Here is a 23334-nt window from a genome sequence, read left to right as displayed (position 1 = left end):
GTGGCCCAGGCCGAAGCCCTGGCGCGCACCCTGCTGGCCCAACCGGAAGTCCAGCCCATTGGCCTGGGCGCCCGCGACTCCCTGCGCCTGGAAGCCGGCCTGTGCCTCTACGGGCATGACATGAACACCGACACCACGCCGGTAGACGCGAGCCTCATCTGGGCCATCTCCAAGGCCCGCCGCGCCGACGGTTCGCGCGCGGGTGGCTTCCCGGGCGCCGGACGCATCTTCGCCCAGCAGCAAGAGGGCGTTGTCAGCAAACGCGTCGGGCTGTTGCCCAGCGGCCGCGCGCCGGTGCGCGAGGGCACGCAGATCGTCAACGCTGAACAGCAGGTCATCGGCCAGGTCACCAGTGGCGGCTTCGGCCCGAGCCTGGGCGGACCGCTGGCCATGGGGACGCTCGACAGCCGCTACACGGCGCTGGAGACCGAGGTCTATGCCCTGGTGCGTGGCAAACCCCTGCCCATGCGGGTGGTGAAAACCCCCTTCGTGCCACAGCGCTACTACCGTGGCTGAAGGCGAACGCCTGCCTTGAACGGGTAGGAGCGAGCTCTGCTCGCGAAGCGGTTCGCGAGCAGAGCTCGCTCCTACGTAAAACCCCGATCCTTCGGAGCAAGAACATGACCGAAACCCAGACCAGCCCACGTGTGCAGCCTTTGCAAACCGGCGTGAAACTGCGCGGCGCGGAGAAGGTGGCCCGCATCAAGCACGTGCTGCGCAAGCACAAGCTGCACAGCGTCTGCGAAGAGGCGTCCTGCCCGAACCTGGGCGAATGCTTCTCCGGCGGTACCGCGACCTTCATGATCATGGGCGACATCTGCACCCGCCGCTGCCCCTTCTGCGACGTTGGCCACGGCCGGCCGAAGCCGCTGGATGCCGATGAACCGAAGAATCTGGCCATCGCCATCGCCGACCTGCGCCTGAAGTACGTGGTGATCACCTCGGTGGACCATGCCGACCAGCAAGCCCACGGGACGAAGACCCACTGATCGACGCCGGGCCCAGCCATTTTTGGAGAGTCGGCAAAGCGCAAAAAACAACGCCCTCCATTCGGAGGGCGTTTTCACAGCGGGGGAGGGTTCACGGATTCGGCGCATGGCTGCCGAGAAGGCCGCCACTGGATTTCTTGCCGCGCTTGGCCGTGCGCTTTTCCAGAAGGGTTTTCTGGGGCTTTTTCTTCGCTTCGCGTTTTGAGTCGAGACCTTTGCTCATGGCGTCTATCTCCGAGAGAGGGTGGATGGATCAGCGCATCCCTGCCTTGAAGCGCTCAATGGCCATTACCACCTCCTGGGCTGCACGAGCCGGTTGGATTACGGAGCCGATGAAAACAGCATAGTCGCCTTGCGGGCGGCTGCATGGCCCGGCAAACCCTCGATTGCTTAACACTTCGTGCGCCAGGCGGTGACAGCGCCCGGCGACGGCCGCATCATGCGGGATCATCGCTGGACGGTAGTAGGAACCCCATGTCCGAGCTCCTGGGATACGCCGCGCAATCCATCGTCGGATGCGTGCGTGAACACAACGAAGATGCGCTGCTGTGCGCCCCTGAACTGGGGCTCTGGGCCGTGGCCGACGGCATGGGCGGCCACCAGCGTGGCGAAGTCGCCAGCGCGGTGGCCCTCGATGCCCTGCGCGAGGCCGTGGCCGCCAAACAGGACCTGGTCGTCGCCGTGCAGACCGCCCATCGCGCCGTGGTCGCGGCGGCATCGGGCTCCGGCATGGGCACCACGCTGGTGGCCGTGAAGTTCGACGGAGCGATGTTCGATCTGGCCTGGGCCGGCGACAGTCGCGCCTACCGTGTCGGCGTCGACGGCATCACTCGGCTCAGCCATGACCACAGCCTGGTGCAGGCGCTGGTGGATGCGGGGGAGTTGAGTCCGCAGCAGGCTCGTCGCCATCCGCAGCGCAATGTGGTGACCCAGTGCCTTGGCCAGGAACACCAGGACCTTGAAGTCGGTGGTGTGAAAGACGCACTGGCGCCCGGTGAACTCCTGCTGCTCTGCAGTGATGGCCTGACCGGTGAGCTGGCCGATGACGAGATCCTCGCCCAGTGCGCCCGTGCGGAAACCCTGGACGACCTGGTGGCGCACTTGCTGGCGCTGGCCTGCGATGCCGGTGGTCGGGACAACATCTCCTGCATCGTGATCGGCCTGGCGTTGTCGGAAACCACTGTGGCGGCAAACAGGTCGAATTCGTTCCTGAGCCGGTTGCTCAAATCGCGAAGATCCTGAATCCATGAACGACAATCTGCTAGATATACCCGGCTACCTCGTACACGGCCGCCTGGGCAAGGGCGGGATGGCCGAGGTCTACCTCGCCACCCAGGAATCGCTCAACCGCAAGGTGGCGGTGAAGGTGCTGGACAAACTGGACGATGAAGCCTTTACCAGCCGCTTCATCAGGGAAGCGCGCATGCTCGCCTCCCTGCACCACCCGTCCATCGTCACCATCTACGATATCGACCGTCTGCCCGACGGCCGCCACTACCTGGCGATGGAGTTCCTCTCCGGTGGCGACCTGGGCCGCTATAAGGGGCAGGCGCTGGAGCCGCTGGAGGCATTGCGTATCGTCCGGCAGATTGCCGGAGCCCTGGCCGTGGTGCATGGCAAGGGCCTGATACACCGCGATATCAAGCCGGCCAATATCCTCTTCCGTGACGACGGCACGGCGGTGCTCACCGATTTCGGCATCGCCAAGGACCTGGAGCTGGACAGCGAACTGACCCAGTTCAATGTCGCGGTCGGCAGCCCGGCCTACAGCAGCCCGGAGCAAGCCCAGTGCCAGGCGCTGGATGCGCGTAGCGACATCTATAGCCTGGGCGTGATCCTGCTGGAGCTGCTGACCGGCGAGAACCCCTATCGTGGAGCCAGCTACGCCGAAACCGTGCTCAACCACGTGCAGATGGACCCGCCCGTGCTGCGCAGGGGGCTGGCTGACTACCAGCACCTGATCGACCGCATGCTGGCCAAGGACCCGGACGAGCGCTTCGCCGATTGCCACGTGCTGTTGGACAGCCTGAACGAGCTGTGCGACCTCGATCTCGATTTCACCCGCATAGCGCCGGCCGTGGCCGTGAACCCGACGGCGAAGCAGCCGGCGGCAAACCGTCGTTACCGTGGCTTGCTCTGGGGCCTGGCCGGACTGATGTTGCTGGTCGTTTCCAGCGGTGGTGGTTACTACGTCGTACTACGAATGAAAATCGCCGACCTGCTGGAACTGGGCGAACAGCGCCTGGCCGAAGGCAAGCTGATGGCGCCGGCAGCGGACAACGCCGACTTCTACTTCCACGAAGTGCTGCGCCTGGACAAGGACAATGCCAAGGCGGGCGATGGCCTGCAGCGGGTCCTGGCCGCACGCGTCGCCAACTTCCTGGTGCTGGCCGAACAGCGCCTGGCCGAGGACAACCTGCTTCAGCCGGAAGAGGACAGTGCGGTGTTTTATTACCAGCAGGTGCTCACCCTGGCGCCCGGCAACGAACAGGCATTGGCCGGGCTGGAGAAGGTGGCGCAGCGCTTTGTCGAGCACAGCGAAGAGGCTTATCGCCGGCGCGAGTTCGCCTTGGCACTGGAATACATCGACGCCGGCCTGCAGGTGGCGCCGACGAACCCGACCCTGCTCGAACTCCGCGCCGTTCACGAGCAGCGGGTGCGCAAGGCCAAGGCGGCGCGGGTGGCCACGGCGCGTCCGGCCAAACCGCAGGCTCGTCAGGAAGAGCAGGCCAACCCCATCAAAAAATTGTGGAACCGCCTTTTCAACTAACTGCCAACTCCAGCAAGGTCAGGGAGCAGGCACATGGCTATCATTGCCCTGTGCCCTGCCTCCAAGGACCCCACAATGCTCAGGATTCACTTCGCGGATAACCGCCAGGCGCCCATCTGGCTGGTGGACGAACGCTTCACCATCGGCCAGGACAGCCGCAACAGCCTGGTTCTGGCGGACCCGGAGATCAGCCTGTTCCACGCGGAAATCCGGCAGGACCACGGCCAGTACTACCTGAGCGATTGCGGCACGCCCGGCGGCACCTTCGTCAATGGCGAGCGCATCGGTGCGCGTTTCCAGCTGCGTTCAGACGACTCTGTGCGCATCGGCAACCTCGAACTCCTGCTGGTGGACCCGGCCAAGGCCCGACCCAAGGTCGAAGCCGCGGCGCGCTGGTACCTGCAAGTCATCAAAGGGGAGCACGAAGGGCAGAAGTACCACGTCACCGGCTCCATCACCTTCGGTCGCTCGGTGAAGTGCGAACTGTGCTTCAGCGACCAGGAGCTGTCGCGCCGGCACTGCGAGTTCTTCCTCAAGGACGATGTGCTGGAGGTCAAGGACCTTGCTTCGGCCAACGGCGTGTTCGTCAACCAGCAGAAAGTCAGCACGGCGGTATTGCAGCCCGGCGACCAGATCCGCATGGGTTCGGTGAACCTGCTGGTGATCGGCCCCAAGGTGGCGGCACCGCAAGCGGTGGACGAAGACGCCACGCTGTTCATGCCCGTGGCGCAAATCCCCAAGCCCGCCGTGCCACGCCCAATGGGGCGCCAGCCGGTGGCCAATCCGCTGCGCGCGGCGGCGCAGAAGCAGGCCGCGCCCACCGAAGCGGCCCGTCAGTCGCCGAACAAGGTGCTGATCGGCCTGCTGGTGCTGACCGTTGCAGCGGCAGCGGCCTTTGCCGGCAAGACCTTCCTGTAGGGGCGATTTCATTCGCCAAGGGCCGCGCTGAATCAGTAGCCCGGATGAAATCCGGGAAAGCTCCAACCGCCGCTCCTGGATTTCATCTGATGGGTTTCGCTTCGCTCAACCACATCCTACGGCCGGCCGATCAGCTCTGAATGCCAAACACCTCGGCCAGGTGCTCCTCATAGCGCTTCACGTCAGCCTCGATATTCGGCCGCTTCATCACGTCCACGCAGAGGAAGGTGGGCAGGGCGCTCATGCCGAGGAACTGGTTGGCCTTGTGGAAGGGGAAGTACACCGCATCCACGCCCTTGGCCTCGAAGAAGTCGGTGGGGTCGTCGAACGCTTGCTGCGGCGCGTTCCAGGTCAGCGACAGCATGTACTGCTTGCCCTGGATGAGGCCGCCACTGCCGTACTTCTGCGAGGCGTCCGAGCGGGTGCGGCCGTCATTGGCGTAAAGGCTGCCGTGACCGGCGGTGAACACCTCGTCCAGGTACTGCTTCACGGTCCAGGGCGCACCCATCCACCAGCCGGGCATCTGGTAGATCACCACATCGGCCCAGAGAAACTTCTGCACCTCTTCGGCAACGTCGTAGCCGGCGTCGATCTGGGTTTCCTTGACGTCGAAGCCGGCGCGGTCGAGGAAGGCCAGCGCGGCGTCGTGCAGGGTGGCGTTGTAGCGGCCATCGGAGTGGGCGAACTTCTTGCCGCCGTTGAGCAACAGGATCTTTTTCATGGCAGTAGCCTCCGCAAGTTGATGTGGCGGCAGACTACCGGTCACCCCACTGCGGAAAAATCCGTTCGGGTGCAATTGATACTTGCTTTAAAGTCACTAATTCATATGTGTTAGTTGCGGTAGGGTTGATAAAAATCACGCCATCCAGAGGCCATCGCCATGACCCAACCCTACGGTTTCATCCTCCACGCCCACACCAGGCCCGAGAAGGCCGACGCGTTCGAGGCACTGTTCCGCGCCTACGTCGAGCCCAGCCGGGCGGAGGCGGGCTGCATCGAGTACCACATGCTGCGTGATGCCCAGGACCCGAGCCTGTTCATCTTCTATGAGGTCTGGCAGAGCCGGGCCGCGCTGGAAGTCCACAGCGCACTGCCACACATGCGCCGCTTTCACGAAAACCGTATGGACTACCTGCGGCGCGACTTCGAGATTCGCGAGATCGAGATGCTCAGCCCATCGTCCGCCCGCGTCTAAAGCCCGCTGCGAATCAGCCTCAGGTACTCCGTCCGGCCGCCGATATCGTTGTGCCCGGCGCCGGGTATCACCTCCCGCCGCGCCACGCCCGAGCGGAACTGGGCGAAGAGTTTTTCACTGCTCCAGCGCGGGATTACTTCGTCCCGTTCCGCGACTATCAACAACGTGGGCACGGTGATGACCGGGGCGTAGCGCCAGGATTCGTACCGGTCCTTGAGCATCCAGCGCACCGGGTAGATGGGGAACTGTCGCTGGGCCAGTTCGAGGATGCTGTTGTAGGGCGTGACCAGCACCAGCCGTGCTGCAGGGCGCTGGCTTGCCAACTGGATAGCCACGCCGCTGCCCAGGCTGCGGCCGACCAGCGCCACCTCGCCATGCAGGGTATGAACCTTGTCGAACAAAGCCAGGGCGTCCTGGAGGATGGCGGCTTCCGAGGGATTGCCGGTGCTGTCGCCGAACCCCCGGTAATGCAGCAAATAGAGGGCGTGGTCGGGGAAGGCCTCGGCGAAGTCCGGCAGGCTGCGGGAGACGTCCTCGGCATTGCCGCCGAAGTAGATCAGCGCCTTGGGGCTGGCCAGCGGACGCACGGTGACGGCTATCCGCTCGTCGGTCACCGGCAACATCAGCAACCGGTCGGGACTGCCGATGGCACGGGGCTGCGGGAAGTAGATCAGCGAGCGCTGGAAGACCAGGAGCGCCGCTCCCAGCCCGAGATAGAGCGCAACGGCCAGCAGGACAATGCCGATCAGACTACGGGCCATGGCATCAGAGGTGTTGAGTTGTCGCGGCACGTCTTGGGCATGGCGCGTGTCTTCCCTGTGCGGGGTCGGGTCCATTCACCATAGTCGAGGCGCGCTTGCCTAAGCTGTAAGGGCATGCCCAAGCGAGGTGGCCACAATGGAACGCAAGCACGATCTCGACACCTACAAACGCTTCAAGAAGCAGCATCCGGCTTACTTTCAGGCCGTGGAAACCCTCGGCGCCGTGGTGCGCCAGACCGGCCCCCTGGATGAGCGCAGCCTGCAATTGATCCAGCTCGCCGCCGCGGCGGCCATCCACTCCGAAGGTGCCGTCCACAGCCACACGCGCCGCGCCCTGGAGGCCGGTGCCACGCCCGAAGATATCCACCACACCCTGCTGGTGCTCACCAGCACCATCGGGTTCCCTACGGTGATGGCCGCCCTGAGCTGGGCGGGGGATGTGCTGGAGAGCAAGGAATAAGGTGCGCTCTGGCGGAGATGGGTACCGCTGCGCGCAACCGCATCCTGCGGACTAGGCGCTAGGCGAGCTGTCCGCTTCGGGTTCCTGCTGCTGCAGCAGCCACATCTGTGCGTAGCTGCCGCCGATGTCCAGCAACTGGCGGTGGGTGCCTTTCTCGATCACCCGGCCGGCGTCGAGCACCAGGATCTGGTCGGCGTCCATCACGGTGGAGAGGCGGTGGGCGATGACCAGGGTGGTGCGACCGACCTGAATGCGGTCGAGCGCGGTCTGGATGGCCTTTTCAGACTTGGAATCGAGGGCCGAAGTGGCCTCGTCGAAGATCAGGATGGCGGGGTTCTTCAGCAGGGCGCGGGCGATGGCCACGCGCTGTTTCTCGCCCCCGGAGAGCTTGAGGCCGCGCTCGCCCACCGGGGTTTCGTAACCGTCAGGCAGGCGCAGGATGAAATCGTGGATATGCGCAGCGCGGGCGGCGGCTTCCACCTCCTCGCGGCTGGCCTCGGGGCGGCCGTAGCTGATGTTGTAGTAGATGCTGTCGTTGAACAGCACGGTGTCCTGGGGAACGATGCCGATGGCGCTGCGCACCGAGCCTTGGGTCAGTTCGCGCAGGTCGTGGCCATCGATGCGGATGTGCCCGGCATCGATGTCGTAGAAACGGTAGAGCAGGCGGGCGAGGGTGGACTTGCCAGAGCCTGAATGGCCGACCACCGCCACGGTGCCACCGGGGGGAATCTCGAAGTCCACGCCGTGGAGGATCTCCCGGCGCGGGTCGTAGCCGAAGTGCACGTTCTCGAAGCGCACCCGTGGCCGGGTGGCTTGCAGCGGGGTGGCGCCCGGCGCGTCCTGCACGTCCTGGCGCTCGTCCAGCAGGCCGAACAGCCGCTCCATGTTGGTCAGCGCCTGCTTCACCTCGCGGTACATCATGCCGAGCATGAACAACGGGGCGGACAGCTGCAGCAGGTAGGTGTTCACCAGCACCAGGTCGCCGATGGTGAGTTCGCCGGCCACGACGCCCGCGGCGGCACGCCACATCATGGCCGTGACGCCCATGGCGACGATGGAGGTCTGGCCCAGGTTGAGCAGCGCCAGGGATTTGGTGGCCTTGACCTTGGCGTTCTCCAGATGGCGCAGGTTCTCGTCGTAGCGTGCCGACTCGTGGGCTTCGTTGTTGAAGTACTTCACCGTCTCGTAGTTGAGCAGCGAATCCACCGCGCGCTCATTGGCGCGGGTGTCCGCCTCCACCGCTGCGCGGTAGTAGCGGGTGCGCCATTCGGTGATGGCGAACGTCCAGATGCCGTAGGCGACCAGGGTGGCGAGGGTGATGAAGGCGAAGCCCCAGTCGTACGCCCAGACCAACACTGCAGTGACCAGCAGCACTTCGAGCAGGGTCGGGACAATGGTGTACAGCGTCCAGTCCAGCAGGTCGGAGATGGCACTCCCGCCACGCTCGACGTCACGGGCGACGCCGCCGGTGCGCCGGCCCAGGTGGAACCTCAGGCTCAGCCCGTGCAGGTGCTGGAACACCTTGAGGGTGATCTGCCGCGAGGCCCGCGCCATGACCCGGGCGAACACCACCTGGCGCAGCTCGGTGAACAGGGTGACGCCGATACGCGAGGCGCCATAGGCCAGCAGCAGGGCCACCGGCAGCACCAACAGGCTGGGCTCGACATTGAGCCCATCGACGATCTGCTTGAGGGCGATCGGCACATAGAGGTTGATCAGCTTGGCGGCGAAGATCAGCCCCAGCGCCAGGGCGATGCGGCCGGTGTAGGGCTTGAGGTAGGGCAGCAAGGTGGCGATCACGGCGGCATCGCCACGGGTGCCGGCCTTGCGTGCAATGGGAGCGGAGCCGTCGTTCTTGTTACCGGTCGCGTCCTGCGGAGCCGGGTTGTCATCCAGGGCTGCCATCGCCCACCTGCCTTCTGTGATCAAGATCTGGCGACGATACTCCAGAGCCGGGTCAGGCGCGAAGCGACTCGAGGGTCAGCGCGCGATGGAATCGGCCACCTGCTGGACCTGTTTGCGGAACCAGCGGCGCAGGCGGTCGGCGTCGGTCCGTTCATGCCAGATCTGCATCACCTCGACCCGCGGCAATGCCAACGGCAGCGGGTGCATGCGCAGGTCGGGGTCGCGATCCACGGCTTCTTCGGCCAGTGAGCGCAGGCAGGTGAGCAGCAGGTCGGTGCCGCGAATCAGTCGGGTCGGTGCGATGAAGCTGGACAGCCCGGCGGCGACCCGGCGGCTCAGTCCCCTGGCCTGCAGGGCCCGATCCATCAGCCCATCGAGGTCACCGGTAAGGGTAGTGAGCAGGTGCTCGCAGGCGAGGAACGCGTCCAGGTCCAGGCCGTTGGCCAGGCGCGCGTTGCCTTGGGAGGCCAGGACCACGAAGTCCTCGCTCAGCAGGCGCTGCTGGTGAAAGGTGCCTGGCAGGTCGGTGTAGAAGCCGGCAATCGCCAGGTCGCAGGTGCCTTTCTCCAGCTCGTCGCGGGGGAGCTGGCCACGGGTGTTGTGGGTGACCAGCACCAGGTTCGGCGCCTGGCTGCGCAGGATCGGCAGAAGTGTCGGCAGCAGCATCTGTTCCACGTAGTCGGTGCTGTAGAGATGGAGGCGCTCGGCGCGGCCGAGAAAGTCCTGTCCATCACAGAGCTCGTAGAAGGTTTCCAGCTCGCCCACCAGGCGCTGCACCTGCGGCGCCAGCTCGTGGGCACGGGGCGTTGGGGTGAGACCGCGAGGGGCGCGGACGAAGAGCGGGTCGCCGAACTGGTGGCGCAGTTTGTTCAGCTTGTGACTCAAGGCCGGTTGGCTGAGGGCCATGCGCTCGGCCGCCAGCGACGCATTGCGTTCCTGGTAGAGCACGTGGAAGACCTGCAGCAGGTTCAGGTCCTTCTTGGTGATATTCATTTTTTGGATGCCAGAAATAAAGGCTTTCGAATTATCGAATCTTAGTGCCTTGCCTAGGATGGCGGCCACTGACGCGCTGATATCCAGGAGACCCCATGACCCTCAGCATCTTCGCCACCATCAGCCCCAGGCCCGAGCACCGCGACGCGGTGGAGCGGGCCCTGCGGGTGATGGTCGAGCGCTCCCGGGCTGAGCCCGGCAACCTGCGTTACGACCTGTTCATCCGCGAGGGCGAGGTGCTGGCTTTCGACCTCTTCGAGCTCTACGCCGACGAGGCTGCCGTCGAAGCCCATCGCCAGAGCGCCCATTACCAGGCGTATCGCGCCGCCACCGCCGACTGGCTGGCCGCGCCCACCCAGGTACGCCTCGCCCGTCCGCTGGACGTGGCACCGTTCAATTGATCAGGAGATTCAACATGACCAAGGTTTCCACCCTGGCGCTGGCCCTTGCCGGCGCGATGCTGGCCGGCACGGCCAACGCGGCGCCCAAGGGCGAGGTGCTGGTGCTGCTTTCCAGCGAGAATCAGTTGCCACTCAAGGACGGCAAGCAGTACCCCACCGGCTTCTACCTCAACGAGTTCGGCGTACCCGCGGACCACTTGCTCAAGGCGGGCTACGCGCTGGTACTGGTGACCCCCAGGGGCAACGCGCCGAGCGTGGACGAGCGCTCCATCGATCCGCAGTACTTCGGCGGAGACGCAGCGGAAATGAAGCGCATCCAGAAGGTGGTCGAAGGCCTGCCGGGCATGAACGACAGCCTGTCGCTGCAAGAAGTACTGGCCGGAGACCTGGACCGCTATGCCGGGTTGCTGATTCCCGGTGGCCACGCGCCGCTGATCGACCTGGCCAACAACCCCGAAGTGGGAGCGCTATTGCGTCACTTCCACCAGGCCGGCAAGCCCACTGCCGCCATTTGCCACGGACCCATTGCGTTGCTCTCGGCCCAGGACGACCCCGCCAGTTACCAGGCGGCCCTGGCCCGTGGCGAGAAGCCGGCGGCGAGCAACTGGGTCTATCAGGGCTACCGCATGACCATCTTCGCCGACCCGGAAGAGCAGGTATTCGAACGCTCCCTCAACGGCGACCGCATCCTCTTCTACCCGGCCAAGGCGATGTCGGGCGCAGGCGGCGACATGGCCTACGCCACGGCCTGGAGTCCCAACGTGGTGGTGGATCGCGAGTTGATCACCGGCCAGAACCCGTTCTCCGACCATGCGCTGGCCAAGGCGTTGGTGGAACAGCTGGGGGCGGGGAAGGGCGAGTAACGCGCTACGCCGCTCTGGCAGGTTGGCGCCGGGCACCAACTTGCCGGGCGGCGCTCCTCAACGGAGCGCCGTGCGGCAAGACTTTTCAAGCCATCGGCGGCAGTCGTCGCTTCACCGGGGTTTTCTTGACGATGGCGGTGCTGGTTTCGGCGAAGACGTTGATGCGGTCCAGCAGCGTGTCGAGCTGTTCCATGGAGCGCACGCACAGCCGTGCGATGAAGCAGTCGTCGCCGGTCACCTTGTCGCACTCGGTGAATTCCGGAATGTCCTGGATCTTGCGTTCCACCACCTGTAACTGGCCGGGCAATGGGCGGATGCGGACGATGGCCTGGAGCTGGTAGCCAAAGGCCTTCGGGTCTACCTCGACCGTGTAGCCCGTGAGCACACCGCGTTCTTCCAGCTTGCGCAGCCGCTCCGCCACGCTGGGGGAGGAAAGGCCGCTGATCTGCGCCAGGGCCTTGAGGGAACGGCGCGAGTCTTCCATCAAGGCGGAGATCAGCAACTGGTCGATGTCGTCGGTCATGGCGGCCTCGTTAGGTAAACGGATAAAAGTGCCTTGATAGTAAAGGTAGATGGCGAAATGCGCCTTTGCTATCGCATGGAAACTGCCGGTTATGGCTCGTCATACTGTGCGCCACACAGAGGAGCCCATCATGGACAAATCAATACATCGCGGTTCGTTGGAAATGGTCGCCGCCATGCTCATCTCCGGCACCATTGGCTGGTTGGTGATGCTCTCGGGGCAGCCAGTGCTGGATGTGGTGTTCTGGCGCTGCCTGTTCGGCGCACTGACCTTGCTCGTCATCTGCTCGGCGATGGGCTTCCTGCGCCCCGGCATCCTGACCCGAGCGACCTTCCTCCTGGCGGTACTCAGCGGCGTGGCCATCGTCGGCAACTGGGTGCTGCTGTTCGCTTCCTACTCGCGGGCGTCCATCTCCATTGGCACGGCGATCTACAACGTCCAGCCCTTCATGCTGGTCGGACTGGCAGCGCTGTTCCTCGGTGAAAAGATCACCCTGCAGAAGCTGGCATGGCTGGCCGTGTCGTTCGTGGGGATGCTGGCCATCGTCAGCGCCCATGGCGGGCAGGGTGAGAGTGGGAGCGATTACCTGGCGGGCATTGCCCTGGCCCTGGGCGCGGCGCTGCTGTATGCGATTGCCGCGCTGATCATCAAGCGGCTGAGCGGGGTGCCACCACATCTGATCGCGCTGATCCAGGTCACCACCGGGGTGCTGTTGCTGGCACCCATGGCGAACCTGTCCAGTCTGCCGCAGGGCACCGGTACTTGGTCCATCCTGCTGACTCTCGGCGTGATCCACACTGGCGTGATGTACGTGCTGCTCTATGGCGCCATCCAGAAACTGCCGACCGCTCTGACCGGCGCACTGTCGTTCATCTACCCGATTGCGGCGATTTTCGTGGACTGGTTCGCCTTCGGCCGCCAGCTCGAACTGCTGCAGTGGGTGGGCGTGGCGGCCATCCTCGTCGCGGCGATGGGGATGCAGCAGGGCTGGGGTTTCAATCTGCGGCGCGCGGCGCAGGCCCAATCGTAGGCGGCGCCTGTAAGTTGGTGTAGAGCGAAGCGCGGCCCAACGCATAGACCCGACTCCCACATCGTTGGGCTTCGCTGCGTTCAGCCGCAACCTACGGGCGCGGTGCGCTCAATGCACCTCTTTCGACGCCTGGCCGAACTGCCGGTCGGCCGTGTTCAGGCGTTCCAGCTCACGGCGCACCATGTTGGCGAACGCCGAAGGCTTGAGGTGATACAGCTCGGTGGCGACCCAGGCCAGCCAGCGCGGGCCCATGGCGTCACGTTGCGCTAATAGGCGCAGCGCTTCGTCACGGGCCTGCCCGGCATGCTCCTCGTGGAACTGCCGGCGGCTTGCCGGATCAGCTGGCTTGCAGGCCGACATAGACGTTCTGTACATCGTCGTGGTTGTCCAGGGCTTCGAGGAAGGCTTCCACTTCCTCCAACTCGGCGCCGGACAGGCTGACCGGGTTCTTCGCCTTGTAGCCCAGGTTGGCCGACTGCACGGTGAAGCCGAAGTCCGGCAGCGCCTTGCACACGGCGTCCAGGTCGGTCGGGTCGGTGTAGAACAGGGTGGCGCCTTCGTCGTCGGCTTCGAAGTCCTGGGCGCCTGCTTCGATGGCGGCCAGTTCCACGTCGGCATCGGCGCTGGCAGGTTCCGCCTCGATCATGCCCAGGTGGTCGAAGTCCCAGGAGACCGAGCCGGAAGTGCCCAGTTGGCCCTTGCGGAACAGCACGCGCACTTCGGCGACGGTGCGGTTCACGTTATCGGTCAGGCATTCGACGATCACCGGTACCCGGTGCGGCGCGAAGCCTTCATAGAGGGTGCGCTCGTAGTTGACCACTTCGCCGGAAAGGCCCGCGCCTTTCTTGATGGCGCGCTCCAGGGTGTCTTTCGGCATGGAGGCCTTCTTGGCCTGGTGCACGGCGAGACGCAGCTTGGGGTTCATGTCAGGATCGGCACCGTTACGCGCGGCGATCATGATCTCTTTCACCAGTTTGCCGAAGATCTTCCCTCGGGCGTTGGCGGCGGCTTCTTTAGGTTTGGCTTTCCACTGGGCGCCCATGGTGGCTCTCTCGCAGGTTCTTGGGGAAATGGCGCCGGATTTTACTTGGGGAGAGGGGGCGGCTGCCAGCCGGCTCGTCAGTTCCGTGAGGGACCTTCGGGGGAATCTGGCGTCTAATGGCCATTATGGATAGATTGCTGGTACCCAGGCTGATCAACGCCAGATGGCGCCCATGGCCCCTGCGAGCGGAGACCGAATGCAGTTGCCCAGTAGTTCCAGTGCGCCCCATAGCGCGAGCGATGAGCGATTCGACAACCTGATCCGCTTGCTCAAGAGCCGGTTCGGCGTGATGGCCACCGTGATGACCACGGGCGCCGGTGGCATCCAGCAGATCCGCAGCTGCGCCGGGCCGGCATGCGTCCAGGCGTTGTCCGATGGCCTGGTTACGCTCCCCCCGGGCTTTCGTGGGGATGATCCCGTGGTGATCCCCGACCTCCTTCAGCAACCGCACGGGTGTCCGGAAGCGCTGGCGCAAGCCTTGCCGGACCTGGGCTTTCTCGCCGCCTGTCCACTCTTGGCGCCCGATGGCGCCCTGATGGGCCGACTCTGGCTCCTGCACGATCAACCCCGCGATCTGGACGCTGAAGAGCAGCAGGTGCTGCGCGAGTTCGCCGAACTGGCCAGCGGAATGCTGGTGGACCGGCTGGAGCTGGAGCGTGTTCGGGAAAGCGAGAAGCGCATGGCCCTGGCCATTGCCGGCAGCGGCACCGGCATCTGGGACCGCAATGCCTTGACCGGTGAAATCCACTACTCCACCGACTGGAAAGCGCTGCTGGGTTATGCCGATCACGAGGTGGGCAACCGCATCGAGGAAAGCTACACGCGCGTCCATCCCGAGGACCTGGCCTATGTGCAGGCCAGCATCCAGGCCCACTTCGACGGCCGTACCGAGGCTTACGAGGTGGAGCACCGCTTGCGTTGCCGGGACGGCCTCTACAAGTGGGTGTGCAGCCGCGGCAAGGTGGTGGAGTGGGACGAGGCGGGCAAGCCCTTGCGTATGGTGGGTACCACCACCGACGTCACCGCCATGCGCAACCTCTCGGAGAAGATGCAGCAAGCGGCGGCGCTGATGACCGACCTGACCAACGAAATTCCCGGCATGGTCTTCCAGTACCGGCGCCAGTTGGACGGCAGCGCCTTCTTTTCCTACGTCAGCAACGGCGTCCGCGAGATCTATGGGCTGGCGCCGGAGCAACTGACCCGGAACGCCGACGCGCTGCACGGCATCATCCACCCCGACGACCTGATCTTCTACCTCGATTCCCTGGAGCGCTCCGCTCGCGATCTCACGCCCTGGCACCTGGAGTACCGCGTGCAGTTGCCTGGTTGCGGCCTTTCCTGGCGCCAGGGGGACGCACGTCCCCGACCGCTGGCGGACGGCGGCGTGCTCTGGCATGGCTTCATCACCGATGTCACTGAACGCAAGCTGATCGAAGCTGAGCTGCAAGTCTTCGCCACCACGGACTCCCTTACCCAGCTTTCCAATCGCCGGCACTTCATGGCGCAGCTGGATGCCGAGCTGGCGCGCGTGCAGCGAACAGCGGGTTACAGCGCGGCAATCCTGATGTTCGACCTGGACCACTTCAAGGCCATCAACGACCGCTGGGGGCATTCCGTGGGAGACCAGGCGCTGCGGCATTTCTCGTTGATCCTCCGTACCCAGTTGCGCCGTACCGATGCCGCCGGGCGCATGGGCGGCGAGGAGTTCGCCGTGGTGCTGAGCAATGTCTCCATCGACGAGGCGCGGTTGTTCGCCGCGCGGGTGCAAGGCGAACTGTCAGCTTCTCCCGTTGAACATGGCGAAGAGCGCCTGGCGCTGGCGGTCAGCGTTGGTATCGCTGCGCTCCATCCCACCGACACCCGCGCGGAAGCCAGCCTGTCGCGCAGCGACATGGCGCTGTATCGAGCCAAGCGCGCTGGGCGCAACCGGATCGAGTGCCACTGAGCGCGTCGCCGATTGCTGAAATTTCTTCTCCGCACTGCATCCAATTGCCCTGCGCGTGGGTAGTACAGGTAACAGCCAACCGGGCTGTTGACCTGAAACCCCATTGGAGGGCCGTTCATGAACGCTCAAGCCTTTGTTCGTCGCTTCACCACAGCATTTGCCTTCACCTGCCTGCTGGCGCCCGCGCCAGTGGTGCTCGCCCAGGTCATGTTGCCAGACGCCGTGAAGGTCCCGGAGGGCAACAAGGTGGCCCTGGAAACCACTGGCGTCGGCGAGATCACTTATGAGTGCCGTGAAAAGGTGGATGCCAAGGGCCAGGTGGAGTGGACCTTCGTCGGTCCCAAGGCAGTACTGAACGATCGCGACGGCAAGCCGGTGGGCAGCTACTTCGGCCCGCCGGCCACCTGGCAGGCGCAAGATGGCTCAAGCATTACCGGCACCCAACTGGCGATTGCGCCGTCCGGGACGGGAAACCTGCCGTATCAATTGGTCAAGGCCAACCCTGCGACTGGCGATGGCCTGATGAAGGGTGTCAGCTACATTCAACGGGTCGCCCTGAAGGGTGGCGTGGCGCCTGCTTCCGAGTGCTCCGCCACGACCATGGGCAAGCGCGAGATAGTGAAGTACCAGGCCGATTACATATTCTGGACGGCCAAGTGACGGTCTATCCGTTCCACAGGGACCCCCGACACAACGTCGGGGGCTCCCGGCGCGATGACAAGGCAGGGAGCAACTATTTGGCCGAACCCGAATTTGACTATGACAGCTGCCTGAGGGCCTGCGCCCGCGGCGAACGCCAGGCGTTGCAGGCGCTTTACCAACAGGAAGGGGCGCGATTGCTGGGGGTGGCCCGACGCATCGCGCGGGACAATGCCCTGGCCGAGGACATCGTCCACGACGCGTTTCTGCGCATCTGGACCCACGCTGCCCGTTTCGATCCGGCGCGGGGCTCGGCGCGGGGCTGGATCTTCAGCATCACCCGCCACCTGGCCCTCAATTTCATGCGAGACAGCGCCCGTGAACTGAACCTGGGCGATCAGGGCGATGAGACGGCTGGCGCCTGGGACGACTTGCGCGAGAGCGTTGGGGCTTTCGAATGGAGCACCGGCGCGGGTCGCATCTACGGTTGCCTGGATCGGCTGGAGCCCCCGCGCCGTGAATGCATCCTGCACGCCTATGTCGAGGGCTATTCCCACGCGGAGATCGCCAGCAGGCTGGGTGCGCCGTTGGGCACCGTGAAGTCCTGGATCAAACGCAGCCTGGCTGCATTGCGGGAGTGCATGGGATGACCGAAGGCGCCCGAGACGACCTCGAAGAACTGGCCAGCGAATATGTGCTGGGCACGCTGTCTGCCGAGCAGCGCCAGGAAGTGCAGCGCCGCCTCGCCCATGACGATGCCCTGCGCTCAGCGGTGGATGCCTGGGAGCGACGGCTCCTGCCACTGACGAACCTGGCCGAGCCCTGCACCCCGTCCGCCCACCTCTGGCATCGGATCGAACGCAGCATCGGCGAGCTGGGGCACCGTGCCGGACACGAACCCGCCAGAGCGCCATCCTGGTGGACGCTGTTGCCGCTCTGGCGGGGGCTGGCGGGTGCCGGGCTGGCGTTTTCGCTGGTGCTGGCAACACTGCTGCTGACCCGCGCGGTGCCGTTGGACACGCCTGCCTACCTGGTCGTGCTGGTGGCCCCCCTGGACAAGTCGCCGGGCTGGGTCGTGCAGGCCAGCAGCCCCACAGAAGTCCAGTTGATCCCCCTTGGTGTGGTGGAGGTTCCGGCTGGCAAGGCGCTGGAGTTCTGGACCAAGGCCGATGACTGGCAAGGGCCGGTCTCCCTCGGACTGGTCAAGCCGGGCCAGCCGCTGCGCGTGCCTATCGACCAACTGCCGCCGCTGCAACCCAACCAGTTGTTCGAGTTGACCCTGGAGAGCGCCACCGGCTCCCCCGTCGGCAAGCCCACCGGACCTGTGCAGTTCATCGGGCGCGCGGTCAAGGTGCTCTGAGGCCAGTGGCGGAACCCCGTGTTCCGCCACCGGTGCGCCCCGTCTCCTTGCTGGTCAGCCCCATCAGCGTCGTTCGCTGAATTGCCACGAGAGGTTGCACAGGATGGGGTGGAATCGCGCATCATTGGGCGCAATCAGCTTGAGGGAGGTTTCCATGGAGGTCATGTCATCCGTTCTGCGCCTTGCTGCACTGTCGATGGGGCTGGTGCTGGCCGGCACCGCGGTGGCGAACGAAGAGACGCAGCTGGTCGAGTCCATCAACGCCTATCGTGGCCAGGTACAGCCCTGCGCCGGCCAGGCTTCCATGGAACTGCCACCGCTCAGGCCGGACCCGCGGCTGATTCTGCCGGCCGGCAGCATTGGCGACTTGCAGCAAGCGCTCTCGCGCACGGCCTATCCGCTGGTCAATGTGCAGGCCATCAACCTCTCCGGCCCCCGTGACGCACAGGCAGCCATGAAGGCGCTGCAGGAAAGCTTCTGCCAGGTGGTGCTGGACCCGCAGTTCGTCGATGTCGGCGTGAGCCGTGAGGGCGTGGACTGGCGCATCGTGTTGGCTCGGCCGCTGCTGGCCGGCGGTCTGGGCGACTGGCAGGTGGAAGGGCAGAAACTGCTGGAACAGATCAACACCGCCCGCACCCAGGCGCGCCAATGCGGTTCGCAACCCTTCGCCGCCGCCTCCCCCCTGACCTGGAATGCCACCCTGGCCGGCGCCTCGCTGGAGCACACCCGCGCCATGGCCAACCAGAACTTCTTCGACCACAAGGACCGCGACGGCCGCACCCCCGGCGACCGTGCGGAGCTGGCCGGCTACACCGCCCAGGTGATCGGTGAAAACATCGCTGCAGGTCTCGATACCGCCAGCAAGGTGGTGGAAGGCTGGCTGGCCAGCCCGGGCCACTGCGCCAACCTGATGAACCCTGCGTTCCGCGAACTGGGCGCCGCCTACGCGGTGGACCCGAAAAGCGACGCGGGCATCTATTGGACGGCAATGTTCGGCTCACCGTAACCGGCGCGGCCTTAATGCCGTTCCCCGACTCCACGCATGACGGGCCTTCAATCGTTGGGTTTCGCTGCGCTCTACGCCAACCTACGGTCAGCATGGCGCCCATTCGTAGGATGTGGTGGAGCGAAGCGATACCCATCATTCCCAGTTCCCCGGCTTCCGTAGATTGGGTAGAGGAACGAAACCCAACAATGCGAAGCTCCAGGCTCCACGCATGGCGGGCCTTCAATCGTTGGGTTTCGCCGCGCTCTACGCGAACCTACGGTCAGCATGGCGCCCATTCGTAGGATGTGGTGGAGCGAAGCGATACCCATCATTCCCAGCAGAGGCAGAAACGACGACGGGAGCCCTTAGGCTCCCGTCGAGGTGGATCAGTGCGGCTGGTTCAGCGTCAGGCGCATGTGGCGGTTCACATCCTTGTACAGCAGGTAGCGGAAGCGACCCGGGCCACCCGAGTAGCAGGCCTGCGGGCAGAAGGCGCGCAGCCACATGAAGTCGCCGGCTTCCACTTCGACCCAGTCCTGGTTCAGGCGATACACCGCCTTGCCTTCCAGCACGTACAGACCGTGCTCCATCACATGGGTTTCGGCGAAGGGAATCACGCCGCCCGGCTCGAAGTTGACGATGTTGACGTGCATGTCATGACGCATGTCGCTCATGTCGACGAAGCGGGTGGTGCTCCAGCGGCCTTCAGTGTCCGGCATCACCTTCGGCTCGATGTCCTGCTCGTTGGTGACGAAGGCTTCCGGCAGCGGTACGCCGTCGACTCTCTGGTAGTGCTTGCGAATCCAGTGGAAGCGAGTGTGCTGGCCGGAGGTATTGCGCACCTTGTAGTCGGCGCCCGGCGGAATGAAGGCATAGCCGCCCGGCTGCATGGTGTGCACCTGGCCCTGCAGGGTCAGGCTCAGCTCGCCTTCCACGATGAACAGCACGGCTTCGGCGTTCGGGTCTTGCTCAGGCTTGTCGCTGCCGCCGTTGGGGGCGAGCTCGACGATGTACTGGGAGAAGGTTTCGGCGAAACCGGACAGCGGGCGGGCGATGACCCACATGCGCATGTTGTCCCAGAAGGGCAGGTGGCTGGTGACGATGTCACGCATCACGCCCTTGGGGATAACGGCATAGGCTTCGGTGAACATCGCGCGGTCGGTGAGCAGCTCGGTCTGTGCCGGGTGCCCGCCGTGCGGCGCGTAATAGGTGGATTTGGCCATGGGGTATTTCCTCATTGTTGTCTTGCTGCCTGGCGCGTGGCGCCAGGGCGAACAATTCGTGCAGATCGGCGCGCCACCGGGGGTGCTGGCCGTCGCTGGGAACCAACATATCCAGCAGCGAGTTCATGCACAAATTAAATGTTGAAATCCGCCGTATTCATTTCTCGAATGCGAGCGCGGCCACCGCTCAGCCCCCAGTGTCCTGGGCCAGGACCCGTGTCAGCACGCGGGCGAGTTCCTGCACCATCGGGTCCGCCGCTGGGCGATGAAGCAGGGCAACTTCGAAGACATCGACCGAGGGCAACCCCGTGTTTTTAGCCACCACCGCGTGCCCCGCCGTCACTGCACGCAGCGGCAGCAGGCCGATGCCCATGCCGTCCGCAATGGCCGACTGGATGCCGCTGAGACTCGAACTGGTAAAGCTGATGTGCCAGCGACGGCCCACGGATTCCAGGGCACTGATCATCTCGTCGCGGTACACCCCGCGCGGCGGGAAGGTGACGATGGGCAGCGGGTCGAGGTCGATGCAGGGGTTGTTGGCGCTGTCCACCCAACGCGTCTTCTCCGGCCAGCAGGCGACCGCTTCACGGCTGTTCTGACGCTGCTTGAGAAGCACCAGGTCCAACTCGCCACGGTCGTAGCTGGCAGAGAGATCGCGGCTGAGCCCGCTGGTGACTTCCAGCTTCACCTGCGGGTATCGCCGGTTGAAGGCCGCTAGTTGCTCCGTGGTGCGTCCGCTGGCGAAATCGTCCGGCACGCCGATGCGCACCGTCAGTGCCACCGTGGCACCGGAGAGTGCTTCGACCATCTCGTCGTTCAACGCCAGCAGGCGCCGCGCGTAGCCCAGCAGCGTCTCGCCGGCGTCGGTGGGTAGCACGTCGCGATTGCCACGCTCCAGCAGGCGATGCCCGGCCATCTCTTCCAGGCGGCGAATCTTCTGGCTGATGGTGGATTGGGTGGAATGCAGGCGCGTTGCGGCGGTGGTGAAACTGCCGCAGTCAGCCACCGTGACGATGGCTCTCAGCAGGTCGAGGTCGAAGAGGCGGCTATTCGATTTGTCACTTTCGCTCATGGCGGAATCTATTTTCTGAATGGCAATTCCGCTTTTAGCAGCTCAACTTCGCTCCGGCAATTCACTTCGTGCCGAGTTTCCGGAGGGCAGGTGAATGGGGGCGGTTCTCGGGGGAAACAGAGAAGGCCTGGAGCACCTTGGTGCCCCAGGCCTTGGTTCCGGCAAGCTCAGCGGGATTCGATCCTGGCCAGCGAGTGGCCGGCCACGAAGATGGACGCGGCGAGCAATCCCAGATCCTTGAGGAGGAACTGGCCCGGTGCAACGCTGATGCCGGGGAATCCCACGCTGGGCTCGATCACGCCGGGGGTCGAGAACATGAAGCTCAACGTGGTGAAGAACAAGCCGGCGGAGAGGGCGCCGCCCACCAGCGAAAGCTTTGGCGACAGCAAGCGTCCCGCAATCAGCAAACCGATGGACACTTCGAGGAACCCGAGCAGGGTAGAGAAGGTTCGCACGCTGAACAGGTCATAGAGCCAGCCCAGCAGCGGGCTGTTGCTCACGAGTGGTACCAATCCTTCTGCTTCGTACTGCGTGAACTTCATGCCGCCGAACCAGAAGTAGATGACGGCGAGAGCGAAGTAGGCACCGTAGATGCCGACCGCCGTGATGGAGGTCCCGAGCGACAGCTTGTTCGGCAGGGTGTTCTTGGCTTGGTGGGTGATTTCAATCGTGTTCATGATCTGGCTTCCAGTAACTTGGCTAAGGGTCGTCCCGGCGAATCCGATTGAGTGGCCATGGGACGAGGGTTCAACATGCAACCTGCGTGAGAACAATCGAGTCGTTGTTCCGTGCCCCTCACGCCAGGGGCCATCAGTTTTCGATCTCATCCGAGCCGTTGATGAGTTATCTCCTCGTGATCCCCCGCGGGCTGCGTGGGGTGTGGAGATAGTGTTGCCGCATGCACTTGGCCTTTGGGCACAGAACGTACGAAGTTCGATGCAGATCGTCTAAATCCACTGGCCATTACTCCGGCCACTTGGCACGAAGCACCAGCCGACAGCGCCGCTGGCGCAGTACCCGGCTCTGGGCTTGGCTTTCCAGTAATGGGGCCGGTAGGTCGGCCCTCTTTTAGAGGACGATTGCCATGAACGGGCAGGGCGGCGAACTGCTGGAGCGGGTGTTGATGGCCCATGGTGGGGCGGATCGCTGGCGCGCATTCAGCAGGGTGAACGCCAGCATCGTGACTGGCGGCCTACTGTGGGGCATGAAGGGGCTGACCCAGGACAGCAACCCACGGCAGATGACCGTCTGGCTGCACGAGCAGCGCGCATCGGTGATGCCATTCGGCGCCCCGAACCAGCGTACGGCTTACACGCCCGACCGGATCGCGATCGAAACCACCGAGGGGCACGTGGTGGCGGAGCGGCAGGACCCGCGGACGTCTTTCCGTGATCACGACCAAACGACGCCCTGGGACCCGCTTCATCGGGCCTACTTCAATGGCTACGCGATGTGGTCGTACCTGACCATGCCATTTCTGTTCACGCTGCCCGGGGTAAGGGCAGAAGAGATCGTTCCCTGGGCGGAGGACGGCCAGCGCTGGCGGCGCTTGCGGGTGCACTTCCCCGAGAACGTAGCCACCCACTGCGCGCTGCAAGACTTCTATTTCGACGATGATTTCCTGCTGCGCCGACACGACTACAGCGTCGACGTAAGCGGCGGCCTGCCCGCCGCCCAGTACGTCCATGACTATGTCGAGAGTGGAGGACTGCGCATGCCCGGCAAGCGACGGGCCTATCGCCGCGACGCGAACAACCGGGCGATCGAGGCGCAACTACTGGTCAGTATCGATATCAGCGACCTTCGCTACTCCTGACGCGATGCCCTCATCACGCTGACCGCATCGAGCAAAGTCCGCCCCTTCGACGGGCGCTGACACGGGTCAGAAGTCGACGTTCTGGTCCCAAGGGTCGCTGCTTTTGCCCCGTCTATTTCCCTGCCTGCGGTCTTGCTCGAAGCGGATCGTCTGGCGGCGATCACAGGCCTTGCGACGATCACCACCGCCGCGCGTATCGATCTGGAATTTGGCCCGACCGGGAGAGGACGGCGCCTTTGCGGCCGACTCCATAGGTTCCAGACTGAATGATTCGAGGTTCAGCTCATCGTTTGCTTTCATGGCATCACTCCGGTGGGCCGGCCTTTCTGGGCCTTACGCAGTACCCAGAGGGTAGATCGGGGCAGGGCGCGGTTCCTGAAAGGAAGGGGAGTGATGGTACGAGCGGACGATTGGGTTTACCGACGGACAGGCAGGCGTCCG

27 protein-coding genes and 1 pseudogene are annotated in these 23334 nt (G+C 64.5%); 16 read left to right on the top strand and 12 right to left on the bottom strand.

Annotated features, from left to right (window positions below):
- On the top strand, positions 1-516 hold a 516-nt coding region (locus FFS60_RS01645), incomplete at its 5' end, for a glycine cleavage T C-terminal barrel domain-containing protein (protein WP_305955942.1).
- A 104-nt stretch (positions 517-620) separates the two neighbouring features.
- Positions 621-980, top strand: a pseudogene (locus FFS60_RS01640) (radical SAM protein); the annotation flags it as partial.
- A gap of 100 nt (positions 981-1080) precedes the next feature.
- Here FFS60_RS01640 and FFS60_RS28945 read toward each other — a convergent pair.
- Positions 1081-1212 carry a hypothetical protein gene (locus FFS60_RS28945; RefSeq protein WP_256658017.1) on the bottom strand — a complete coding sequence of 44 codons (132 nt, stop codon included), beginning with the start codon at positions 1210-1212 and terminating at the stop codon, positions 1081-1083.
- Positions 1213-1463: 251 nt separating this feature from the next.
- Here FFS60_RS28945 and FFS60_RS01635 point away from each other — a divergent pair, with 251 nt between their 5' ends.
- The 3 genes from FFS60_RS01635 (at position 1464) to FFS60_RS01625 (ending at position 4677) form a co-directional block, all read left to right on the top strand.
- Positions 1464-2231, top strand: a complete 768-nt coding sequence (locus tag FFS60_RS01635) for a PP2C family serine/threonine-protein phosphatase (RefSeq protein ID WP_137820920.1) — start codon at positions 1464-1466, stop codon at positions 2229-2231.
- A gap of 4 nt (positions 2232-2235) precedes the next feature.
- Positions 2236-3759 (top strand): serine/threonine-protein kinase, encoded by a 1524-nt coding sequence (locus FFS60_RS01630; protein ID WP_137820919.1) that lies wholly within the window; start codon positions 2236-2238, stop codon positions 3757-3759.
- 75 nt (positions 3760-3834) lie between these two features.
- Positions 3835-4677, top strand: a complete 843-nt coding sequence (locus FFS60_RS01625; RefSeq protein WP_028630165.1) for an FHA domain-containing protein — start codon at positions 3835-3837, stop codon at positions 4675-4677.
- A 130-nt stretch (positions 4678-4807) separates the two neighbouring features.
- On the opposite strand, the gene FFS60_RS01620 is transcribed toward FFS60_RS01625, so the two are convergent.
- On the bottom strand, positions 4808-5398 hold the full coding sequence (locus FFS60_RS01620; protein WP_137820918.1) for an NAD(P)H-dependent oxidoreductase: 591 nt from the start codon (positions 5396-5398) through the stop codon (positions 4808-4810).
- A gap of 159 nt (positions 5399-5557) precedes the next feature.
- Between FFS60_RS01620 and FFS60_RS01615 the strand changes: the two genes are divergently transcribed.
- Positions 5558-5872: a putative quinol monooxygenase gene (locus tag FFS60_RS01615; RefSeq protein WP_028630163.1), complete on the top strand. Its 315-nt coding sequence runs from the start codon at positions 5558-5560 to the stop codon at positions 5870-5872.
- Here the strand turns inward: FFS60_RS01615 and FFS60_RS01610 are convergent.
- Complete coding sequence (locus tag FFS60_RS01610) at positions 5869-6633, bottom strand: alpha/beta hydrolase (RefSeq protein WP_028630162.1); 765 nt, start codon at positions 6631-6633, stop codon at positions 5869-5871. The genes FFS60_RS01615 and FFS60_RS01610 overlap by 4 nt on opposite strands.
- A 136-nt stretch (positions 6634-6769) precedes the next feature.
- Between FFS60_RS01610 and FFS60_RS01605 the strand changes: the two genes are divergently transcribed.
- Complete coding sequence (locus FFS60_RS01605; protein ID WP_028630161.1) at positions 6770-7093, top strand: carboxymuconolactone decarboxylase family protein; 324 nt, start codon at positions 6770-6772, stop codon at positions 7091-7093.
- Between the two features lie 51 nt (positions 7094-7144).
- Here FFS60_RS01605 and FFS60_RS01600 read toward each other — a convergent pair whose 3' ends face one another.
- A complete protein-coding gene (locus FFS60_RS01600) occupies positions 7145-8998 on the bottom strand; it encodes an ABC transporter ATP-binding protein/permease (protein WP_028630160.1) in 1854 nt (617 codons plus the stop codon).
- A gap of 75 nt (positions 8999-9073) precedes the next feature.
- Entirely contained in the window at positions 9074-9991 is a 918-nt protein-coding gene (locus tag FFS60_RS01595; RefSeq protein ID WP_137820917.1) for a LysR family transcriptional regulator, read from the bottom strand.
- A 95-nt stretch (positions 9992-10086) separates the two neighbouring features.
- Here FFS60_RS01595 and FFS60_RS01590 point away from each other — a divergent pair, with 95 nt between their 5' ends.
- Both FFS60_RS01590 and FFS60_RS01585 read left to right on the top strand, forming a co-directional pair.
- Positions 10087-10392 carry a putative quinol monooxygenase gene (locus FFS60_RS01590; RefSeq protein WP_137820916.1) on the top strand — a complete coding sequence of 102 codons (306 nt, stop codon included), beginning with the start codon at positions 10087-10089 and terminating at the stop codon, positions 10390-10392.
- 14 nt (positions 10393-10406) lie between these two features.
- Positions 10407-11255, top strand: a complete 849-nt coding sequence (locus tag FFS60_RS01585) for a type 1 glutamine amidotransferase domain-containing protein (RefSeq protein WP_137820915.1) — start codon at positions 10407-10409, stop codon at positions 11253-11255.
- An 85-nt stretch (positions 11256-11340) separates the two neighbouring features.
- Here the strand turns inward: FFS60_RS01585 and FFS60_RS01580 are convergent, their stop codons facing one another.
- Positions 11341-11778: an Lrp/AsnC family transcriptional regulator gene (locus FFS60_RS01580; protein ID WP_137820914.1), complete on the bottom strand. Its 438-nt coding sequence runs from the start codon at positions 11776-11778 to the stop codon at positions 11341-11343.
- Between the two features lie 130 nt (positions 11779-11908).
- Here FFS60_RS01580 and FFS60_RS01575 point away from each other — a divergent pair, with 130 nt between their 5' ends.
- Complete coding sequence (locus FFS60_RS01575) at positions 11909-12808, top strand: DMT family transporter (protein ID WP_137820913.1); 900 nt, start codon at positions 11909-11911, stop codon at positions 12806-12808.
- A gap of 108 nt (positions 12809-12916) precedes the next feature.
- On the opposite strand, the gene FFS60_RS01570 is transcribed toward FFS60_RS01575, so the two are convergent.
- Positions 12917-13168: a hypothetical protein gene (locus FFS60_RS01570; RefSeq protein WP_137820912.1), complete on the bottom strand. Its 252-nt coding sequence runs from the start codon at positions 13166-13168 to the stop codon at positions 12917-12919.
- Positions 13146-13850, bottom strand: a complete 705-nt coding sequence (locus FFS60_RS01565; RefSeq protein WP_137820911.1) for a YebC/PmpR family DNA-binding transcriptional regulator — start codon at positions 13848-13850, stop codon at positions 13146-13148. Before FFS60_RS01565 ends, FFS60_RS01570 begins: the two co-directional genes overlap by 23 nt.
- Before the next feature lie 196 nt (positions 13851-14046).
- On the opposite strand from FFS60_RS01565, the gene FFS60_RS01560 reads away from it, so the two are divergent.
- The 5 genes from FFS60_RS01560 to FFS60_RS01540 all read left to right on the top strand — a co-directional run bounded on the left by FFS60_RS01560 (position 14047) and on the right by FFS60_RS01540 (position 18800).
- The gene (locus FFS60_RS01560; protein ID WP_137820910.1) at positions 14047-15795 is read left to right on the top strand and encodes a diguanylate cyclase; all 1749 of its coding nucleotides are present in this window, start codon (positions 14047-14049) and stop codon (positions 15793-15795) included.
- Between the two features lie 117 nt (positions 15796-15912).
- Positions 15913-16455, top strand: a complete 543-nt coding sequence (locus tag FFS60_RS01555; protein WP_137820909.1) for a DUF3455 domain-containing protein — start codon at positions 15913-15915, stop codon at positions 16453-16455.
- Between the two features lie 77 nt (positions 16456-16532).
- The gene (locus FFS60_RS01550) at positions 16533-17084 is read left to right on the top strand and encodes a sigma-70 family RNA polymerase sigma factor (protein ID WP_028630150.1); all 552 of its coding nucleotides are present in this window, start codon (positions 16533-16535) and stop codon (positions 17082-17084) included.
- Positions 17081-17794: an anti-sigma factor domain-containing protein gene (locus FFS60_RS01545; protein ID WP_028630149.1), complete on the top strand. Its 714-nt coding sequence runs from the start codon at positions 17081-17083 to the stop codon at positions 17792-17794. Before FFS60_RS01550 ends, FFS60_RS01545 begins: the two co-directional genes overlap by 4 nt.
- 154 nt (positions 17795-17948) lie before the next feature.
- Positions 17949-18800 (top strand): CAP domain-containing protein, encoded by an 852-nt coding sequence (locus tag FFS60_RS01540; RefSeq protein ID WP_137820908.1) that lies wholly within the window; start codon positions 17949-17951, stop codon positions 18798-18800.
- Between the two features lie 368 nt (positions 18801-19168).
- Here the strand turns inward: FFS60_RS01540 and FFS60_RS01535 are convergent, their stop codons facing one another.
- From FFS60_RS01535 to FFS60_RS01525, 3 genes are all read right to left on the bottom strand, one after another.
- Positions 19169-20005 carry a bifunctional allantoicase/(S)-ureidoglycine aminohydrolase gene (locus FFS60_RS01535; RefSeq protein ID WP_028630147.1) on the bottom strand — a complete coding sequence of 279 codons (837 nt, stop codon included), beginning with the start codon at positions 20003-20005 and terminating at the stop codon, positions 19169-19171.
- 187 nt (positions 20006-20192) lie between these two features.
- On the bottom strand, positions 20193-21077 hold the full coding sequence (locus tag FFS60_RS01530) for a LysR family transcriptional regulator (protein ID WP_028630146.1): 885 nt from the start codon (positions 21075-21077) through the stop codon (positions 20193-20195).
- A 167-nt stretch (positions 21078-21244) separates the two neighbouring features.
- Entirely contained in the window at positions 21245-21754 is a 510-nt protein-coding gene (locus tag FFS60_RS01525) for a YkgB family protein (RefSeq protein WP_028630145.1), read from the bottom strand.
- 407 nt (positions 21755-22161) lie between these two features.
- Here FFS60_RS01525 and FFS60_RS01520 point away from each other — a divergent pair, with 407 nt between their 5' ends.
- Positions 22162-22893, top strand: coding sequence for a hypothetical protein (locus tag FFS60_RS01520; protein WP_137820907.1), 732 nt, complete (start codon positions 22162-22164; stop codon positions 22891-22893).
- Positions 22894-22959: 66 nt separating this feature from the next.
- On the opposite strand, the gene FFS60_RS01515 is transcribed toward FFS60_RS01520, so the two are convergent.
- Positions 22960-23193 carry a hypothetical protein gene (locus FFS60_RS01515; RefSeq protein ID WP_028630143.1) on the bottom strand — a complete coding sequence of 78 codons (234 nt, stop codon included), beginning with the start codon at positions 23191-23193 and terminating at the stop codon, positions 22960-22962.
- Positions 23194-23334: the final 141 nt, after the last annotated feature.

The sequence above is a fragment of the Pseudomonas sp. D(2018) genome (assembly GCF_005502555.1).
In the GTDB taxonomy this organism is placed as follows: Bacteria; Pseudomonadota; Gammaproteobacteria; order Pseudomonadales; family Pseudomonadaceae; genus Metapseudomonas; species Metapseudomonas resinovorans.
The sequence above is the reverse complement of the archived record's forward strand: the minus strand, read 5'-3'. Positions and strand labels throughout refer to the sequence as shown.

Bases quoted from the DNA above. Each gene is read 5' to 3' on its own strand.
- FFS60_RS01545 (WP_028630149.1), top strand. From the start codon at position 17,081: ATGACCGAAGGCGCCCGAGACGACCTCGAAGAACTGGCCAGCGAATAT.
- FFS60_RS01515 (WP_028630143.1), bottom strand. From the start codon at position 23,193: ATGAAAGCAAACGATGAGCTGAACCTCGAATCATTCAGTCTGGAACCT.
- FFS60_RS01520 (WP_137820907.1), top strand. From the start codon at position 22,162: ATGAACGGGCAGGGCGGCGAACTGCTGGAGCGGGTGTTGATGGCCCAT.
- FFS60_RS01525 (WP_028630145.1), bottom strand. From the start codon at position 21,754: ATGAACACGATTGAAATCACCCACCAAGCCAAGAACACCCTGCCGAAC.
- FFS60_RS01565 (WP_137820911.1), bottom strand. From the start codon at position 13,850: ATGGGCGCCCAGTGGAAAGCCAAACCTAAAGAAGCCGCCGCCAACGCC.
- FFS60_RS01625 (WP_028630165.1), top strand. From the start codon at position 3,835: ATGCTCAGGATTCACTTCGCGGATAACCGCCAGGCGCCCATCTGGCTG.
- FFS60_RS01600 (WP_028630160.1), bottom strand. From the start codon at position 8,998: ATGGCAGCCCTGGATGACAACCCGGCTCCGCAGGACGCGACCGGTAAC.
- FFS60_RS01620 (WP_137820918.1), bottom strand. From the start codon at position 5,398: ATGAAAAAGATCCTGTTGCTCAACGGCGGCAAGAAGTTCGCCCACTCC.
- FFS60_RS01570 (WP_137820912.1), bottom strand. From the start codon at position 13,168: ATGTCGGCCTGCAAGCCAGCTGATCCGGCAAGCCGCCGGCAGTTCCAC.
- FFS60_RS01610 (WP_028630162.1), bottom strand. From the start codon at position 6,633: ATGGCCCGTAGTCTGATCGGCATTGTCCTGCTGGCCGTTGCGCTCTAT.
- FFS60_RS01540 (WP_137820908.1), top strand. From the start codon at position 17,949: ATGGAGGTCATGTCATCCGTTCTGCGCCTTGCTGCACTGTCGATGGGG.
- FFS60_RS01635 (WP_137820920.1), top strand. From the start codon at position 1,464: ATGTCCGAGCTCCTGGGATACGCCGCGCAATCCATCGTCGGATGCGTG.
- FFS60_RS01575 (WP_137820913.1), top strand. From the start codon at position 11,909: ATGGACAAATCAATACATCGCGGTTCGTTGGAAATGGTCGCCGCCATG.
- FFS60_RS01535 (WP_028630147.1), bottom strand. From the start codon at position 20,005: ATGGCCAAATCCACCTATTACGCGCCGCACGGCGGGCACCCGGCACAG.
- FFS60_RS01580 (WP_137820914.1), bottom strand. From the start codon at position 11,778: ATGACCGACGACATCGACCAGTTGCTGATCTCCGCCTTGATGGAAGAC.
- FFS60_RS01530 (WP_028630146.1), bottom strand. From the start codon at position 21,077: ATGAGCGAAAGTGACAAATCGAATAGCCGCCTCTTCGACCTCGACCTG.
- FFS60_RS28945 (WP_256658017.1), bottom strand. From the start codon at position 1,212: ATGAGCAAAGGTCTCGACTCAAAACGCGAAGCGAAGAAAAAGCCCCAG.
- FFS60_RS01590 (WP_137820916.1), top strand. From the start codon at position 10,087: ATGACCCTCAGCATCTTCGCCACCATCAGCCCCAGGCCCGAGCACCGC.
- FFS60_RS01555 (WP_137820909.1), top strand. From the start codon at position 15,913: ATGAACGCTCAAGCCTTTGTTCGTCGCTTCACCACAGCATTTGCCTTC.
- FFS60_RS01585 (WP_137820915.1), top strand. From the start codon at position 10,407: ATGACCAAGGTTTCCACCCTGGCGCTGGCCCTTGCCGGCGCGATGCTG.
- FFS60_RS01615 (WP_028630163.1), top strand. From the start codon at position 5,558: ATGACCCAACCCTACGGTTTCATCCTCCACGCCCACACCAGGCCCGAG.
- FFS60_RS01560 (WP_137820910.1), top strand. From the start codon at position 14,047: ATGCAGTTGCCCAGTAGTTCCAGTGCGCCCCATAGCGCGAGCGATGAG.
- FFS60_RS01630 (WP_137820919.1), top strand. From the start codon at position 2,236: ATGAACGACAATCTGCTAGATATACCCGGCTACCTCGTACACGGCCGC.
- FFS60_RS01605 (WP_028630161.1), top strand. From the start codon at position 6,770: ATGGAACGCAAGCACGATCTCGACACCTACAAACGCTTCAAGAAGCAG.
- FFS60_RS01595 (WP_137820917.1), bottom strand. From the start codon at position 9,991: ATGAATATCACCAAGAAGGACCTGAACCTGCTGCAGGTCTTCCACGTG.